The sequence below is a fragment of the Gemmatimonadaceae bacterium genome (assembly GCA_036273715.1).
Classification (GTDB): Bacteria; Gemmatimonadota; Gemmatimonadetes; order Gemmatimonadales; family Gemmatimonadaceae; genus JADGGM01.
Genome location: DASUHB010000004.1, coordinates 40,705 through 57,122 on the forward strand (window position 1 = coordinate 40,705; position 16,418 = coordinate 57,122).

The following is a 16,418-nucleotide window of genomic DNA, read 5'->3' on the forward strand; positions in this document are numbered from 1 at the left end:
CGTTAGGCGCCGCGCATCACGCGCCCGACGGCGAGCGCGATGCGTTTGTACTCCGCCGTGCGTTCGCCGAGCTGTTTGCGGCCGGCGGCGGTGATGGTGTAGTAGCGCGCCTGGCGGCCGGTGGGCGTCGGTCCCCACCTGGAGGTGACCCATCCTTTCACTTGCAGCCGCTCGAGCGCCGGGTAGAGCGACCCTTGCTCGACGGAGAGCACATCCTGCGAGAGCCGCTCGATGTGCTGCGCGATCGCGTAGCCGTGCATCGGCGCGGCGCTCAGCGACTTGAGGATCAGCATCTCCAGGGTTCCGGCGCCGAGCGGCCCACGGCCGCCCGCGGCATCGTCGCGCGGCATAGTCAGTCCGCTACAGGTAGACGGCAGCAATATGCAGTTGGCTACCTGTCGCGTCAAGCTCGAGCCGCCGACGAGCTCAGGCGCCGTCACCGCCCGCCGTACTCACGCCGCGCCCAACGGACAGCTGGCGCAGAGCCCGCCGCCCGGAACGAGGTAGAAGCGACAGCAGCTCGCGCGGCGCAGATGCAGATGCACGGCCGCGCCCGATGCGACCGGCGTGATCGCCGGCCGCATCTCGGCGACCACATCGTCGCCGGAAAAGAACGCGTCCAGCAATCGCGCCAGAGGCCGCTGATCATCGTGATCCGGCCAGAAGGCGATGAAGTGCGTCGCCCAGAGCGACGTGAGCACGCCCCAACTCGCTCGCTCCGCAAACCCGGACCAGCGATACAACGCGTCGACCACCGGCGCCCCTTGCGCCGCCAGCCCGTCGCGCAGCGTGCGGAGCAGCGCCGCCTCGTCCGGCACCACTCGCATCGATCCCTGCGCTGCCGACGGATGCGCCGCCGCCACCGTGCCTCGCGCTTCGTACACGGCGGTGGCATCCACGTACGCCGACCGGTTGAACCGCACCGCGATGTTCTCCAGCGCGCAATCGGGAACGCAGCCGAATCGCAGATACGGAGCGATCACCATCGCAGACGTCCAACCGAAGTGGAGCGCGAAGGAGCCGGCGATGGTCCGCCGATCATCCGTCCGGGAACGCGCCCCGATGCGCTCGAGCAGCGCGCTGAACGGACCGGTCGTGGCATCCCGAAAATCGTCGCCGCGGATCCATCCCCCGTCCATCGGGCGCCCGACCTCCACTGCCCAACCGGGCGCGAGCGCCCGCAACCGCTCGTACATGGCGGCCACGGGCGATGGCGAGTCGGCGCTCACGCGCGCAGCCGCCTCGCTTCCGTTAGGGCGAACGCGCGCACGCGCTACGGCTCCGCGCGGCCGGCGGCAACCGAATCGGCGTGGTGCCGCCGGCGGGCCGCCGCGATGGAATCCAGCCGTTGCCAGATCCGCTGCAAAGCGGCCTTCGTCTGCGCATTGATGGTGCTGTCACGCTTCCGTTGGGCACGCGACGGCCCGCCGAACGGTATCGGCGCGTCGAGGGTCACGCCGCCGCGAGCCGACGGCGACATCGGCGCGCCGGCCGCCTTCGCCGCCATGTCCGCCATCGCCTGCGCCCGGAGCTGCGCATCCCGGTCCGCTTGCGGCGGCACCGTGAACAACGCCGACGGGACGTGCGCCGAGCCGCCGGACGCCCGGGCGCCGCCCCCGTTGGGCAGCAGCAGCGGCGAAATGCCGTGCGCCGTCCATTCCCGCTCGAAGCGCGACACCGATGGCGGACTCGTCCTGTCCGGCGCCTGCGTTCCGGCACTCGAGTCCGCCACCGCAGCGTTAGGCCGCGGTTCTCTCGCGCGGCGCTCGTCGGTTGGGGGCGCCGCCGTCCGCGGTCGCACCGGTGTCCGAGACCGCACCACCGGCCGAACCGGTGGCAGCGCCGCGGTCGGCAGTGGACGGACGTACGCGATGCGCTGCGCATCCGGATCGGCCTCGTGCGATCCCGCCGGCGCGGCTACAGGCACGAAACGAGACGGGGCGCTCGTGAACACGAGAAGCGCGGCGGCGATCGTCATCCCGGACGCAGCCGCAGTGCTCGCGATTCGATCGACTCTCGAGACAGGGACGGCGCGAAGTCGCATTACGCGCACGTTCGCGAGTGCCTCGACCGGCGTCAACTGCTGAGCTTGCGATTTCCGGCGATTTTCCATCGACTCTTGCCGCCGACGGCCGAATCATCAAGTTCTGACACACTGCTGAGGGATTTCTCGTCGGCACGTCGCCTGCAACCCCTTCGAGCAGGATCGTACCCGTCGTCAGGCAAGGTGCTCGAGTGAGAATCGCGCAGACGCGTCTCATCACCGTCAGCCGGGAATTCGGGGCCGGAGGAAGCGAGCTGGCCGCCGCAGTAGGCGCTCAACTCGGCTGGCCGGTGCTGGATCAGGAGCTCATCCACCGCGTCGCGGAGCGCCTCCGGTGCGCCCACACCACGGTCGAGCACCTCGACGAGCATCCGCCGTCACTGGCAGCGCGCATCGCCGCCGTCCTCATCATGCCGCAGTCGGAGATGATTTCGTTTCCGCCGGCAACCGATGTAGTGACGGCGGATCGCATCGCCGAGGCCACGCGTGCCGCGATCGTCGAGGCCGGCAAGTCGCCGCCGTTAGTCGTCGTCGGGCACGGGGCGCAATGCATCTTCGCCGGCCGTGACGACGCGCTGCACGTTCGCGTCGTCGCTCCAGTGGAGGCGCGGGTCGAGCGGGTGATGCAGCGTTTCGGCATCGACGCTGCCGGCGCAATGACAATGCTGCGCCGCGCCGATGCCGACCGGCAGGCCTACGTCCAGCGGCACTTTCATCAGAACTGGCGGAGCGAGCTGCTCTACGACGTGCTCATCAACACGGGACGCGTGTCCATCGCGGACGCAGCGACCATCGTCGTCGAGGCCGCAGCCAGGTGCGAGCGCGCCGGCGCGGGCGACGCACGCCTAACGGACGCGCCCGGGGCTCCGATCGCCCGCGCCCGAGACACGGCGCCCGGGTTCCGGCCCCAGGAAACCGCGGCCCGCTATGCTACCGGCGGCGCCGGCGACGCTCCCGCGCAGGAAGCGTGAGCGTGAACGTCGCTCCCTGCCCAACGACGCTCTCGACGCTGAGCCGGCCGCCCATCAACTGCGCAAGACGGCGGCTGATCGCCAGTCCCAGCCCGGTCCCTCCAGACTCGCGCGTATAGACGTACGCCGTCTGGACGAACGGCTCGAAGATGCGCTCGAGATCTTTGGCGTCGATGCCGATTCCGGTGTCGATGACGCTGAACGCCGTCGTCGCGCCGTTCGCCGCGCAGGCAAGCGTGACGCGGCCGCCAGCCGGCGTGAACTTGATTCCGTTAGACAAGAGGTTCAACAGCACCTGCCGCACGCGCAGCGGATCGCCGACGTAGCGCGTGTCCGGCGCGCACTGCGCGGAGAGCTCGACGCCCCGTGCGTTCGCCTGGTGCCGCACGACCGCCAAGGCCTCGTCGATGACATCGACGGCCACGGATTCGGCACTGTCGATGACGAGCTGCCCCGCTTCCACCTTCGACAGGTCGAGAATGTCGTTGATCAGCTCGAGCAGGTGCTCGGTATTCTTTCTGATCCGCTGGACATAGTCGGCGCGCGCCGGCTGCTGGTCTTCGCCGATGCCGAGCTGGAGCAGATCGGTGAATCCGAGAATCGCGTTGATCGGCGTGCGCAACTCGTGGCTCATCGTGGCCAGGAAGGCGGATTTGGCGCCGTTCGCCGCCTCCGCCGCCTTTCTCGCTTCGTCGGCCGAGCGTTTTGCGTCCGTCAACTCGGCGTGGATCCGTGTACGGTCGAGCGCCTGCCCGAGCTCTTTCGAGAACGTGGAGAACGCCGTCACATAGTCGGCGTTGAACGTGCGCGGCGAATTGTAGCGGAACGCCAGCACACCGATGATGTCTCCCGCGACTTTCACCGGCGCGTTGGCAATGGCGCCGATGCGCAGCACGCGCACCATGTCCCGCATCTCCGGAAAGCGCTCGCAGATCGCGTCGGGCGTCTCGAGCATCAGCGGCTCGCCGAACGCGAGCACAGCGTTAGGCGGCAACTCCGCTTCGACCGGCAGGAGCTGCGCCGCCCGGCGCGACGCGTCGGTGCCGCCGTACGTGCCGCACAGCTCGAGGTACCGGCGGTCCCCGCTCAGACGCCACAGGCCGACCGCGTCCGCTTCGAACACCTGGCGCGCCAGGTTCGTCGACGTGTCGATCGCATCGGCGACCGTGGCCGAGCGCGAAAGCCCAACGGTGAGTTGTTGCAGGCGCGACAACCATTGCGCGCGCTCGGTCGCATCTGCGTACAGCTCCGCGCGCTCGACCGCCGCGCCCGCACCGCGCGCAATGTCGGTGGCAAACGCGAGATCGTCGTCCGAGAACCGCGCCGACACCGGCGCGACCAGGGTCAGGACGCCCACCGTGCGGCCGGCCGTTCGGATCGGGACGAACATGGCCGACGCGCCGTCGAGCCGGCGGCACAGCTCAAACCCATCGGCGCACACCGCATCGTGCCCCGCCCGCCCGTCATGCCACTGCACCGTGCGCACCGTCGGCTCGGTCGTGCGCAGAACATCGGGCATATCGTTAGGCATCGCCGCGTCGAGGGGGAACCGCGCGTCCAGCAACCAGCGCACCGCAGCCGGATGCTCGTGGGCAACCGCCACGCGCCGCAGCGCGCCCGACCGGCGATCGAGCAAGTCGATGGTGCACACGTCCGCGAGCTTCGGCACGAGCATGGCGGCCAGATGATGCAGTGTCTGCTCGCAGTCGAGCGACTCGTTGAGGAGCGCCGTCACCCTCGACAGAAATTCAGCGCGGTCGCGTGCGCGCGCCTCGATCGTCTCTCGCGCCTCGGCTGCGCGCAGGCTCTCGAACGAACCCGTTACATCGCGGATGACATTGACGACGAACTCGACGCGTCCGGCATCGTCGCGCATGGCGAACGACTTGACGTCCCTCCAGCGCCGCCGGCCGGTTGCGCGCTCGAGGACCTGAAGGATGCCGTGCGCCTCTCCATCGCGGATCGCGCGTCGTCCCGGCAGATCCTCGAGACGCATCGGTGCACCCGACTGATCCATCACGTCGAAGTTGCGAGCGTAGTCGCCGACCGGCGCCGCCAACAACTCCGCGGGCGACGAATATCCGCTCAGGCGCGCGCCGAGCTCATTGGCGTACACCAGTGCCCCGTCGGGGGCCTGCACGGTGATCCCATCCGTGAGCCGTTCGACGAGCGACCGGAAATGCGCCCACGAAAGCCCACGCTCTGACGCCGACTGGCTCAATGCTTGGATATCGAGAGAGTGCACGTGTCAGCGGCTGTTGCCAAGCTATGAGCATATCGCGCCTTCGCGGCTGGAGCAATTCGCAAACGCCTTCGACTTACGGGCGCACGCGAATGACGGGTTTCCCCGACCGCCGCTTGGTCGAATTGAACGTGGCGACCGCATCGCCGAGGGGCGCGACGGCACCGATGTTGGTCCGCAGCCGTCCGTCCCGCACGCGCTGCACGATCTCGTTCAGTTGGCCACGATCGGCCTCGACGACGAAGTCGATCGCCAATCCGTCGACGGGCCGCGCCTCGACCGGCCCGACGATCGACACCAACGTTCCGCCGGGTCGGATCAGTCGCGCGGACCGCTTCCCAATGTCGCCGCCAATGACATCGAACACGAGGTCGACGCCGCCGACGTCCTCGAGCCTGTCGTGCTCGAGGTCGATGAACTCCTGCGCGCCCAAGTCGAGCGTCTTCTGCCGGTCTGCCACGCGTCCGGTGCCGATGACATACGCGCCCGCCAATCGCGCGAGTTGCGTGACCATCGACCCGACTGCGCCAGCCGCGCCGTGCGCGAGGACGCTCTGCCCCGCCTCGAGGCGTCCGAGCTGAAACAATCCCTGCCATGCGGTAAGGCCTGAGATCGGCAGACTGGCACCCACCGTGAAGTCGACGTCGCCCGGGAGCGGCGCGATGTTGCGCGCTTCGATCGCCAGAAACTCGGCAAGGGTGCCGTCGCGATACCAGTCCGCGAGCCCGAACACGCGCTGTCCGACCGACAAACCCGTCGTGCCGTAACCGAGGGCTGTGACCACGCCGGCCATCTCGTGTCCCGGGATCGACGGTGTGCGCTGGCGACCGACGCGATCGGTCCAGGTCGACGGCCACGTCAGTTCGGTGGGGACGAAGCCCGATGCATGAACCTGGATAATGACGTCGTTGATTGCTGCCTGCGGTGTGGGCCGCTCCGTCAATTCCATCCCGGCCGTGCCTGCAGTCTGGTCCATCACCACGATTGCCTTCATCGAAAATCATCTCCTCAATCAGTTGTGACCCTCTTCGTTCCGGCTAACGCTCCAGCTCCAAGCGCACGCCGACCGACAAGCCTGTAAGCATCAATGGCACCGAAGATGGTCTCGAAATTTGAACCCATGAGCTGCACCTTGACTCTATACTCAGGTATAGAGGTTATCCTGCGATTGGGAATCGCCCGAGGGGAACGATGCGCAAGGCGCATGAGTGCTCTGTTCGTGGACCGCAGGGTTGAGATGGCTGGCATACGCGAGAAGAGCGTTGTCGGCGCGACGAGTGGAACCGTCGGTTCACCCGACTCCACCGCCATGCCAACGCTCGCCGACATCCAGCGCGCCCGCGCGCTCATCGCTGCCACCGTCGTGCACACGCCGCTCGTACCCGCGCTCGCGCTCCGCGACCGCGTCCCTGCTCCGCTCTTTCTCAAGCTCGAAAACCTGCAGCGCACCGGATCGTTCAAGGATCGCGGTGCGTTGAACCGCCTCCTCGCGCTCACGACCGAGGAACGCGTGCGCGGCGTCGTCACCGCGAGCGCCGGCAACCACGCACAAGCCGTCGCCTACCACGGCGCGCGACTTGGTATTCCGGTGCAAGTCGTGATGCCCGAGCACACGCCGCTCATCAAGGTGTCGAACACTCGCCGGTTCGGTGCGGACGTGCGCTTTCATGGGGCGACGCTCGACGAGGCGATCACGGAAGCGAAGCGTCTCGAACGAGAGGAGTCGCGCGTCCTCGTGCACGCCTTCGACGACGACCGCGTGATCGCCGGCCAAGGTACGATCGGCCTCGAGTTGCTCGAGCAGCACGCGAACCTCACCGCAGTGGTCGTGCCGATTGGCGGCGGCGGTCTCATCTCGGGCATTGCCATCGCGATCAAAGAGCAGCGTCCGTCAGTAAGGATCTTCGGCGTGGAAGCCGCCGCGGCGCCGTCCGCACTCGCGTCGCGCACCGCCGGGCACATCGTAAAGCTCGAGTCTGCGGACACGCTCGCAGACGGCATCGCGGTGAAGCGTGTGGGCGAGCGGCCGTTTCCACTCATCGAGCGATACGTCGACGACATCGTGAGCGTAGGCGAGGACGAGATCGCGATGGCAATCCACCTGTTGCTCGAGCACGAGAAAGTGTTGGCCGAGGGCGCGGGTGCGGTCCCGCTCGCGGCGCTGGTTGCAGACAAGCTGCCGATCGCCAAGCACGATGTCGTCGCGATGGTACTCTCGGGCGGCAACATCGATGTCAACATGGTCGAGCGGATCATCGCCCGCGGCCTGGTCACTGACGGGCGGCTCGCGATGCTCGCCATCACGGTGCCGGATCGTCCAGGGAATCTCGCACGCGTGACCACGCTGGTGGCGGCCGCGGGCGCCAACGTGCTCCAGCTCTCGCACGCGCGCGCCTTCGCCGACATCTCGGTGCGAGACGTGGAGATCGTGATGCAGCTCGAGACCCGCGGGCCGGAGCACGTGCGAGAGGTCGTTCGCGCGCTCGAACACCACGGCTTCGGCGTACGCCGGCAATGAACGGACTCAGGGAATCCATTCCACTCTCGACCACATCGACACAATCCAACTCACGAGTTCACGAGGAACACGATGACACCCGACAACACGAACGATACGAGGTGCGCCAATACGCATGGCGCCGATCGCGTTAGCATCGCTGCTGGCGCTCGACCTGCGCATCCGAATCTGGATTGTTCGCTGAGTGTGAACGCGGTGCTCGCGCGCTATCCGTCCACGGGCCCGGTCTTCCATCGCTTTGGACTCGACACGTGCTGCGGCGGCAGGTTGAGCGTTGCCGATGCCGCACGCGCCGCCAACGTCGACGGGGAAACTCTGTGCGGCGCGCTCGAGGAGGTCATCGCCGCCTAACAGTCGTGGCAAACGCCGATGCGCTCGCCGCGGCCCGCGTGGACGTCGAGCTTAGACGTCGAGGAGCGAGCTGCGTGGGCCGGCGCGGCGGTGAGACATCCGTCACGCCGCCCGGCACCCGTCGGCGCGAACATTCATCGTGACGCCTTCCTCTTCTGCAATGCGAGGAGACATGGCACAGAGCGACCAGTTGCGCGAAAGTCCATTCTATGCGTGGCTCGACCGCGCCGAGATTGGACACCTCGTCCGGCGCGCGCAAGCGCTGACGCCGGGCGAGCGCTTGATCCTGATGAAAGGCTTGATCCCCAAGCTCGTGCGCGACATCGGCGATGCGAACGTGCACGCATTCCTCGACGAACTCACGACGAACGTCGAGCGATTCGCAGAAGCGATGGCGCATCCCGGCGAGGGCGGCGCCACGCGGCAAACGCCGAGCGAGCGCCTCGGCGGACCCGTCCCAGGGCAGCGAGCGCACTGGCATCTGCCGGGCACGAGAAATCCCCGCCGGCCCGGCGGCCGTGCGCTCGAGCGCGAATGGGAAGCCGCAGCATGGGACGAGCTGCGCGGCGAGCAGTCCGCGCCGTAAGTCGGACTTGAGAGTCGTACTGCGAGGAACACCAATGACACGTCGAGTCGACTATTCGCACATCGCGCCCGGCGCGGTGCATGCGATGAAGGCATTGCAACAGTACACGCAAAGCTCAGGGCTCGAGCATTCGCTCCTCGAGCTGGTGAAGCTCCGCGCTTCGCAACTCAACGGCTGCGCGTACTGCCTCGACATGCACTCCAAGGATGCGCGCGTCGCGGGCGAGACGGAGCAACGCATTTATGTGCTGAGTGCGTGGCGCGACGCACCGTTCTACACGCCCCGCGAGCGTGCGGCGCTCGCGTGGACGGAAGCCGTGACGCTCATCCCCGGCGGCGTCTCCGACGAGCTGTTTGCGAGCGCGCGCGAGCATTTCGACGAGAAGGAACTGGTCGACCTCACGCTGGCGATCATTACGATCAACGGTTGGAACCGCCTCTCAATCAGTTTCGGCACGGAGGTAGGCAGCTACCAGCCGCGCCAGGCGCACACTCTCGCGGGAGCGAGCGCTTCGGAACATCGCTGAACATCACTGAGCCTGCCAACGTTCGAGACCGCCGGACTGTCTCACTGACCGGTGATGTCGGCCGACGCGCTGGTCGATCCGGTACCCCGCAGCCTTCAACGCCGCTCCCTCAACCCATTCGGCAATGCATTCCGCCATTCGCCGTCTCGAGCTCCCGTTCCGCACGCTGTTCAAAACGCCGTTCGTGACGATCGTCGCCATCCTGTCGCTCGGGCTGGGGATCGGCGCGAACGCCGGGATCTACTCGCTGTTCAACGAGATCCTGCTCGCGCCGCTACCGGTTGCCCACCCCGATCGCCTGGTCAACTTCGCCAGTCCGGGCCCGCAAGTGACGTATTACAACTGCGGCGCGGCCGGCGACTGCGACGAGGCCTACGACTACCCGATGTTCCGCGACCTGGAGCTGGCGGCGCCGAAGACGGCGTTCAGCGGGATCGCCGGGCACATGCCGTTCAACGTCAGCCTCGCCATGCCCGGGCAGACTCCGATCACCGGCGATGGGGTTTTGGTATCGGGATCCTACTTCCCGGTGCTCGGCATTCAGCCGGCGCTCGGACGCCTGCTCGACCGGACGGTCGATCAGCCGATCGAGGGGAATTACGTGACCGTACTGAGCTACGCGTTCTGGCAAAACGCCCTCGGGGGGAACCCGGCGGTGCTCGGTAAACAGATCACGGTGAATGGGCAGTCGCTGACGATCATCGGTGTTGCACCGCGAGGGTTCAGCGGCACGACCCTGGGCGTGCGGCCGGACGTGTTCGTCCCGATCAGCATGGCCGGCCTCATGATCGACGGATGGAAGGGCGTCGAAACCGACCGCGACGAGCACTTCGTGTACATCTTCGGCCGCCTCGCGCCGGGCGCTACGACGGAGCAAGCTGCGGCGTCGCTGAACCCCACCTATCACGCGATCATCAACGACGTCGAGGCGCCGCGGATCAAAGGCCTGGGCGGCCAGACCGCGGCGCGATTCCGCGCCCAGCTCATCACGCTCAGCGACGGGCGCAGAGGCCAGAGCTCGGCCATCACGGCGTCACGGCTGCCGCTCACACTGCTCTTCGCCGTCACCGGCATCGTGCTGCTCATCGCCTGCGCCAACATTGCCAATCTGCTGCTGGCGCGCGCTGCGAACCGCACCACGGAGATGGCGGTGCGGCTCTCGCTCGGCGCCACGCGGTGGCAGCTCATCACGCAGGTCCTCACCGAGTCACTGCTGCTCGCCGTGCTTGGCGGCATCGTGAGCATCGTCATCGCATACTGGACGCTGGACGGAATCACCGCACTGTTGTCGACCGAGGCCGCCCGGGCGTACGACTTTCATCTGAGCACGCAGGTCTTCGCGTTCACCGCAGTCGTCTCGCTGGCGACCGGAGTGCTCTTCGGGCTCGCGCCCGCGCTCTCGAGCACGCGGCCCGACCTGGTGACGGCGCTGCGCAATAACTCCGGCAAGCTCGCCGGCGATCGCGGCGCGGAACGCTTCCGCACGTCGCTGGTCACCGTTCAGATCGCGCTCTCGATGGCGCTCCTGATCGGGGCGGGACTCTTCATCGAGAGCCTCCGGAACATCAGCCGCGTCGATCTCGGGATCGACATCGAGCACGTCGTGCAGTTCGGCGTCTCGCCGGCGCGCAGCGGTTACGACAGCGCTCGCACCATGGCGCTGTACGACCGTGTCGAGCAAACGCTCGCGGCGCTTCCCGGCGTGCGAGGCGTTACGTCGTCCACCGTTCCGCTGCTCGGAGGCAACAACCGGAGCCGGTATGTGTCGGTCGAAGGATTCAGGAAAGTGGCCGACACCGACGACATCTCGCGCTACAGCAACGTGGGGCCGAACTACTTCCACGTGCTCGGCGTGCCGCTCCTCGCGGGGCGCGACTTCACCGCGGCGGACAAGGCGGGCGCCACGAGAGTGGCCATCGTGAACGAGGCGTTCGCGAAGAAGTTCAATCTCGGCCGCAATGCGGTGGGCAAGCATATGTCCGTGTATAATGATTCTTTAAACATCGAGATCGTGGGGTTGGCAAAAAATTCGAAATATTCGCAGGTGAAGGACAATATTCCGCCCGTCTACTTCCTTCCGTTGGCGCAGTCGGAGCTTCAGGGCGAAAACACGTTCTACGTGCGTACGGGCTTGCGGACGGACCAGAGCATTCGCGCCATCCGATCGGCGATGCAGACGATCGACCCGAATCTGCCGCTCGAATCGCTCGAATCGCTGTCGCAGCAGGTGCGCGAGAACGTCTATCTCGACCGCATGATCAGCACCTTGACGGTGGCGTTCGCGCTCCTCGCGACGCTGCTGGCGGCGATCGGCCTGTATGGCGTCCTGGCGTACTCGGTCGCGCAGCGCACGCGTGAGATCGGCGTGCGCATGGCACTGGGCGCGAACGCGGGTTCCGTACGCGGGCTCGTGTTGCGCCAGGTGGGCGTGCTGACATTCATTGGCGGGGCCATCGGGATCGCCGTCGCGCTGGCGCTGGGCCGGGCCGCCCGGTCGCTCCTGTACGAGCTCCAGGGATACGATCCGGTGGTAATCGCGGCGGCGGCGGGCGTGCTGGCGATGGTCGCATTCGCGGCGGGCTTCCTTCCGGCGCTCAGAGCCTCGCGGGTCGATCCGATGCAGGCACTGAGATACGAGTAGCCGGAAGGCAGCGTCATGCATGATTCCTACGGCAGTCCAGCCTTCGTTGCGGTCACCATTGTGCGCCGCAAAAAACGGCCTGCCGCGCTCGGCAGACCGTCTATTAAGCCGCCACTTCCAGAGTTAAAGAGCGGGCGACCGGACTCGAACCGGCGACGTCCAGCTTGGGAAGCTGGCATTCTACCAACTGAATTACGCCCGCGTACTGCCCTGCTCCGCAACAACGTAGCTCCCGCCTGAGTCTCACTCAAGTCCGAAAAGAGCCAGCTGCAACGTTCATCAGTTTGTTGCCGGCGCCCACCTGCAACCGCGTGAACATTACGGCAAGATTACAACGCCGCGCCCTCTCATCGCGTAGCAGCCTCGTACGCCCCCGAATCGCTTCACCCGTCCAACAAAGGAATTCGCTGCATGCATAAGATCGTCGCCGCCCTCTTCGCGCTCGCGACGCCGGCCATCCTGCAGGCCCAAGTGTCCGTCCACGGAACCGTGGTCGACAATCAAAGTGGTGCACCCATCCCCGGCGCTACAGTCACCGCACCCGACACGACCGTCCGCACGATGACCGACGAGCACGGCGCCTTCAGGCTTTCCTCGACCAGCGCGCTGGACCACATCATCGTCTCGTCGGTCGGCTATGTGACCAAGGACGTCCCGGTCACGAATCCATCGGTGGCCATTCGCATCCGTTTATCGGTCGCGCCGGTCAAGCTCGCTGGCGTCCAGGTGGTGGCCAACAGCCCATCGCCATCGACGGCCGTCCTCACGGAGCACGACCTCGATCGATCGAGCGGCTTGAGCCTGCAAAGCTCGATCAACACAGTGCCGGGTGTGTTCATGCAGACGCGCACGCCGTGGGGCGGCGCGCGGATCACCCTCCGCGGCTACTACCCGAGCACGAGCGGCAACAGCCCCAACTCCAACGGGCTCGGCTACCAGGTGTTCTTGAACGACATCCCCATCACCGACGCCACCGGCGCCACGGTCCTCGACGACATCGACTACTCGACGTTAGGCAGTGTGACGGTGGTCAAGGGGCCGGCGTCGAGCCTCTACAACAGCTACATCGGCGGCACCGTGCTGCTCAACACGGCCCGGCCGGCGCCAAACGCAACGAGCGCCGGCCAGCAGGTGGTGACCGGCACCGACGGGCTCGTGCGCACCAACACGTCGTTCGAAACGGCCAACGACAACGGCGACCTGTCGCTCAACTACGGGCACCAGACGTACGACTCGTTCCGCCCGCACAGCGGCTCCACGAAGAATTACTTCCGCGCCGCCGGCGACATGGTCGTGAGCAATGCGCAAACGGTGTCGGCGTACGTCTCCTACAATCGCTCGTTCGAGGAGCTCGCCGGCGAGATCGACAGCACGCCGTTCTACGGTCGAGTGCCGGAGAGCAACGCCGCCTACCTGGCGAACAATTCGCACATCCGTGTCAACAGCTTCATCAGCGGACTCACGGACCAGATCAGGTTCAGCGACCACTTCAACAACCAGACGACGGTGTTCGGCGTCGGCCGGCAGTCGGGCCAGCCGTTCGCGCACGGATTCACGGATGTCAACCAGTACAACTTCGGCGCGCGCACGCAATTCGGCTTCACCGGCCAGTTAGGCGCGAGCACAGGCGTGGGCGGCACGCTGGGCGCCTCGGTGCAGCAGTCGAACCTCACGACGAACGGCGTGTTCATCGTGCCGGCGCCGCCCTTCCCCGAGCGCCCAACGGATCAGGAGAACGGCGCGACCGCGTCCTCGCTGTTCACGGAGTGGAGCTTTCTCTTTCCGGAGTCGTTCACCGTTACCGCCGGCGCCAGCCTGAACAAGAACCAGTTCAACATCCGGAACCTGCTCGACTCGGGCACGCTGTTCGACACCACGCAGGTGTCGTCGGAGACGTTCGGATGGGAGTTCGATCCGCGGATCGCGGTGAGCAAGGAAATCCACGGAAACGCGCTCCTGTACGCGAGCGTGAGCGCCGGCTATGCGCCGCCGCTCTTGAGCAACGTGGTGGCGAGCGACGGCACCGTGGACCTCGATCTCGAGCCCGAACGCGCCGTGCAATACGAGGTGGGCGCGCAGGGCACGTTTCTGCGCCAGCGCCTAACGGGACAGCTTTCGGTGTTCGACATCGAGAACACGAACAAGCTGGTGTCCGAAACGGCGAACTCCGTGACGTTCACCACCAACGCCGGCCACCAGCGCAACCGCGGTGTCGAGCTGTCGCTGAGCTACCTCGCCGTGAGCGACACGACGCGTCCCATTTCCAGCGTGCGGCCCTGGGCGTCGTACGCCTTCACCGACGCCAAGTTCACCGACTTCAAGAGCGACAACAACGCCAACGCGCAGACGGTCGACTTCTCAGGCAACAATGTGCCGCGCGTTCCGCGCAACATGTTCAACGCGGGTTTCGACCTGGGAAGCAACGTCGGCGTCTACCTCAACGGCACGTACCAGTATGTGTCCAAGGTGCCGGTGACGTTCGACAATTCGACATGGGTTCGTTCGTACGACCTGCTCGGTCTCAAGCTCGGCTACAAGAAGACGGTGAACACGCACTGGCTGCTCGACCTGGCCGTCGGTGGTGACAACCTCACCGGGAGCACCTACTATAGCTTCCTCTTCGTGGGCGCCAACTACGCCGCGCTCGCGCAGGCGCAGGACGGCGGCCGCGGCGACGGGTACATCATTCCCGCGCCGTACAAGGCGCAGCTCTACAGCACCATCAGCCTCAAGTATCTGTTCTGATCGAGCGGCCGCGCGCACGGGCTCGCACGACCTGCCGGCGCGCGGCGGCCAGCACGCCGAGCTCTGCCGCATCCAGACGGTATCGTTAGTCATATGGGATGAGGCCGGTGACGTCCGATCCGCCCATCCGTCTCCCCGGAGCGCACCACGCAATGGAATTTTCCGGAGGAGGACGATGCGATCTCGGTATGTCTGGGTATTGGCCGCGCTGGTCGCCGCATGCAGCAGCGCGACCGGGTCGAACGGCACGAGCGGCGGCGGGGCCGGCTCCTACGATGTGTTCTTTCAGCCGACGATGACCGCGGCGAGCATCAACGGATCGGCGACCCTGCCGCAGACGCTGGGCACGATCTCGTTAGGCACGCCGGCCGGCGACGGCTCGTTCAGCGGGTCCTTCTCCATCAACGACAACGGCGGCTCGGGCACGGTCGCGGGCACGATGACGACGGGCGGCTCGGTCACGATCACACACTTCGGCGACCCGAATCTCACGCCGCTCGAGGCGGTGGCGTTTCTCGAGACCGCAATGCCCTCGTGCGACTTCACGCAGGCGGCGTCGGGGGCGATGGGCGGCGTGGTGCAGAACGGCGACATCGCCCTGAGCGGCGTGCTCACGCTGCCGTGCTCGTGGACCGACGGCGACAGCACCGTCGTCGTGCCCACCGTGGTGACGGTGCAGGTGTCCGGCAGCCAGGACTGACGTCCGACAACCGCCTAACGCCCGACGCTCAGCGTGTGGAGTCGGGTCGCGCCGAGAGGCGCTGGCGAATCATCTCCTGGAGCTGCGGCGCGTATTTTTCGCCGAGTGCGCGGCCGACTTCCGCGCCGCGCCGCATGAGCTCCGGCTGTGCGATCGCCATCTTCTGCCCGAGCGGCGTCGCATAGAATCCGATGAGTGTGCGCAGCTCGTCGTCAGTGAATTCCTGCGCATACACCCGCATCATCGGCGGGCCGAACTGGCTCCACGTCAGGTATTTGGCCGCCCACTCGTCGAACACGTCGCGGTACATGGCGAGCGCCGGCTGCTGCCGGATCATCGCATCGAAGCTGTTCTTCATCGCCGCGTGGATCAGCGTGTCGGCGTGCATCTCGCGCATCAGGGTGTCGGCGAGCGCCAGGCGGGCGGCCGGCGGCTCGACGGTATCGTTAGGCAGGGGCGCCGCGGTATCGCGGGCGCCGGCGGCGCCGGTCTGGCCGGCGAGCGCAGCGGGGGCGGCCGCCAGCGCGACGGCGAGCGCTGCGTGCATGCCGAATCTCATGGGGGTCGGGGGTAGCGCGCGACACGCGACGAGGTGGCAGTCACCATCCCGGGCATCGCGACGTCGGAGAGACGGAGGCGCGCGGCCTGGGCGGCCGCAGCGTGTTCGGGTGATGGTTGGCCTAACGAAGAGAGCCAGCGCTCGGGATTGAACCGAGGACCGCGCGACTCCGTACGAACGCCAGATGACAATTAGCCGCCGATTGGCGCAACGTATGGTCGTTTTTCTATTGCGCAAGCCCCCCTCTCGACCCGAAACCGACCCAAAATGCGTAACGAAAACGGAACCGTGCTCGCTCACGGTCCGGCAGGCGCTCACCATCGCCCGGTGGGCACTGTGAACTGGCGCGCCCAATCGCTCATCGACGCTCTAACCGTGCAACTCGCCAGTGCCCCAACCCCCGAGGAATCGCAATGCCCGACCTCATGACGCTCGACGAGGCGCCCGTCCAGAAGCCCATTGCGCCGGTCACGCTCCCCACGCGCCGCGACTACGCGATCACCACCGCCGCGCTAGAGTTCCGCGCCGAGCGGCT

The 16,418-nt window shown here is 66.7% G+C and carries 14 protein-coding genes and 1 tRNA gene; 8 read left to right on the forward strand and 7 right to left on the reverse strand.

Translation table 11 applies throughout. The annotated features are described in order from the left end of the window. Positions 1 to 2: 2 nt before the first annotated feature. From VFW04_00540 to VFW04_00550, 3 genes are all read right to left on the reverse strand, one after another. Entirely contained in the window at positions 3 to 350 is a 348-nt protein-coding gene (locus tag VFW04_00540) for a PadR family transcriptional regulator (protein HEX5177789.1), read from the reverse strand. Positions 351 to 452: 102 nt separating this feature from the next. Next, positions 453 to 1,229, reverse strand: coding sequence for a (2Fe-2S)-binding protein (locus VFW04_00545; protein ID HEX5177790.1), 777 nt, complete (start codon positions 1,227 to 1,229; stop codon positions 453 to 455). Positions 1,230 to 1,273: 44 nt separating this feature from the next. Further along, entirely contained in the window at positions 1,274 to 1,978 is a 705-nt protein-coding gene (locus VFW04_00550; protein ID HEX5177791.1) for a hypothetical protein, read from the reverse strand. 257 nt (positions 1,979 to 2,235) lie between these two features. On the opposite strand from VFW04_00550, the gene VFW04_00555 reads away from it, so the two are divergent. After that, a complete protein-coding gene (locus VFW04_00555) occupies positions 2,236 to 3,015 on the forward strand; it encodes a cytidylate kinase-like family protein (GenBank protein ID HEX5177792.1) in 780 nt (259 codons plus the stop codon). Here the strand turns inward: VFW04_00555 and VFW04_00560 are convergent. Beyond that, positions 2,975 to 5,260 (reverse strand): ATP-binding protein, encoded by a 2,286-nt coding sequence (locus VFW04_00560; protein HEX5177793.1) that lies wholly within the window; start codon positions 5,258 to 5,260, stop codon positions 2,975 to 2,977. The two genes, VFW04_00555 and VFW04_00560, sit on opposite strands and share 41 nt — an antisense overlap. 73 nt (positions 5,261 to 5,333) lie before the next feature. Next, positions 5,334 to 6,251 carry an NADP-dependent oxidoreductase gene (locus VFW04_00565; GenBank protein ID HEX5177794.1) on the reverse strand — a complete coding sequence of 306 codons (918 nt, stop codon included), beginning with the start codon at positions 6,249 to 6,251 and terminating at the stop codon, positions 5,334 to 5,336. A 315-nt stretch (positions 6,252 to 6,566) separates the two neighbouring features. Here VFW04_00565 and ilvA point away from each other — a divergent pair, with 315 nt between their 5' ends. The 5 genes from ilvA to VFW04_00590 all read left to right on the forward strand — a co-directional run bounded on the left by ilvA (position 6,567) and on the right by VFW04_00590 (position 11,879). Further along, complete coding sequence (gene ilvA / locus VFW04_00570; protein HEX5177795.1) at positions 6,567 to 7,775, forward strand: threonine ammonia-lyase; 1,209 nt, start codon at positions 6,567 to 6,569, stop codon at positions 7,773 to 7,775. 72 nt (positions 7,776 to 7,847) lie between these two features. After that, complete coding sequence (locus tag VFW04_00575; GenBank protein HEX5177796.1) at positions 7,848 to 8,126, forward strand: DUF542 domain-containing protein; 279 nt, start codon at positions 7,848 to 7,850, stop codon at positions 8,124 to 8,126. Positions 8,127 to 8,298: 172 nt separating this feature from the next. After that, positions 8,299 to 8,712 carry a hypothetical protein gene (locus VFW04_00580; protein HEX5177797.1) on the forward strand — a complete coding sequence of 138 codons (414 nt, stop codon included), beginning with the start codon at positions 8,299 to 8,301 and terminating at the stop codon, positions 8,710 to 8,712. Between the two features lie 34 nt (positions 8,713 to 8,746). After that, positions 8,747 to 9,238 carry a carboxymuconolactone decarboxylase family protein gene (locus tag VFW04_00585; protein ID HEX5177798.1) on the forward strand — a complete coding sequence of 164 codons (492 nt, stop codon included), beginning with the start codon at positions 8,747 to 8,749 and terminating at the stop codon, positions 9,236 to 9,238. Positions 9,239 to 9,362: 124 nt separating this feature from the next. Continuing rightward, positions 9,363 to 11,879, forward strand: coding sequence for an ABC transporter permease (locus VFW04_00590; protein HEX5177799.1), 2,517 nt, complete (start codon positions 9,363 to 9,365; stop codon positions 11,877 to 11,879). Positions 11,880 to 12,008: 129 nt separating this feature from the next. Here VFW04_00590 and VFW04_00595 read toward each other — a convergent pair. Further along, a tRNA-Gly gene (locus tag VFW04_00595) sits at positions 12,009 to 12,081 on the reverse strand. A 209-nt stretch (positions 12,082 to 12,290) separates the two neighbouring features. On the opposite strand from VFW04_00595, the gene VFW04_00600 reads away from it, so the two are divergent. Next, complete coding sequence (locus VFW04_00600; GenBank protein ID HEX5177800.1) at positions 12,291 to 14,624, forward strand: TonB-dependent receptor; 2,334 nt, start codon at positions 12,291 to 12,293, stop codon at positions 14,622 to 14,624. A gap of 175 nt (positions 14,625 to 14,799) precedes the next feature. Then, positions 14,800 to 15,324, forward strand: a complete 525-nt coding sequence (locus VFW04_00605; protein HEX5177801.1) for a hypothetical protein — start codon at positions 14,800 to 14,802, stop codon at positions 15,322 to 15,324. 28 nt (positions 15,325 to 15,352) lie between these two features. Here VFW04_00605 and VFW04_00610 read toward each other — a convergent pair whose 3' ends face one another. Further along, the gene (locus VFW04_00610) at positions 15,353 to 15,883 is read right to left on the reverse strand and encodes a DUF2059 domain-containing protein (GenBank protein ID HEX5177802.1); all 531 of its coding nucleotides are present in this window, start codon (positions 15,881 to 15,883) and stop codon (positions 15,353 to 15,355) included. Between the last annotated feature and the right edge of the window lie 535 nt (positions 15,884 to 16,418).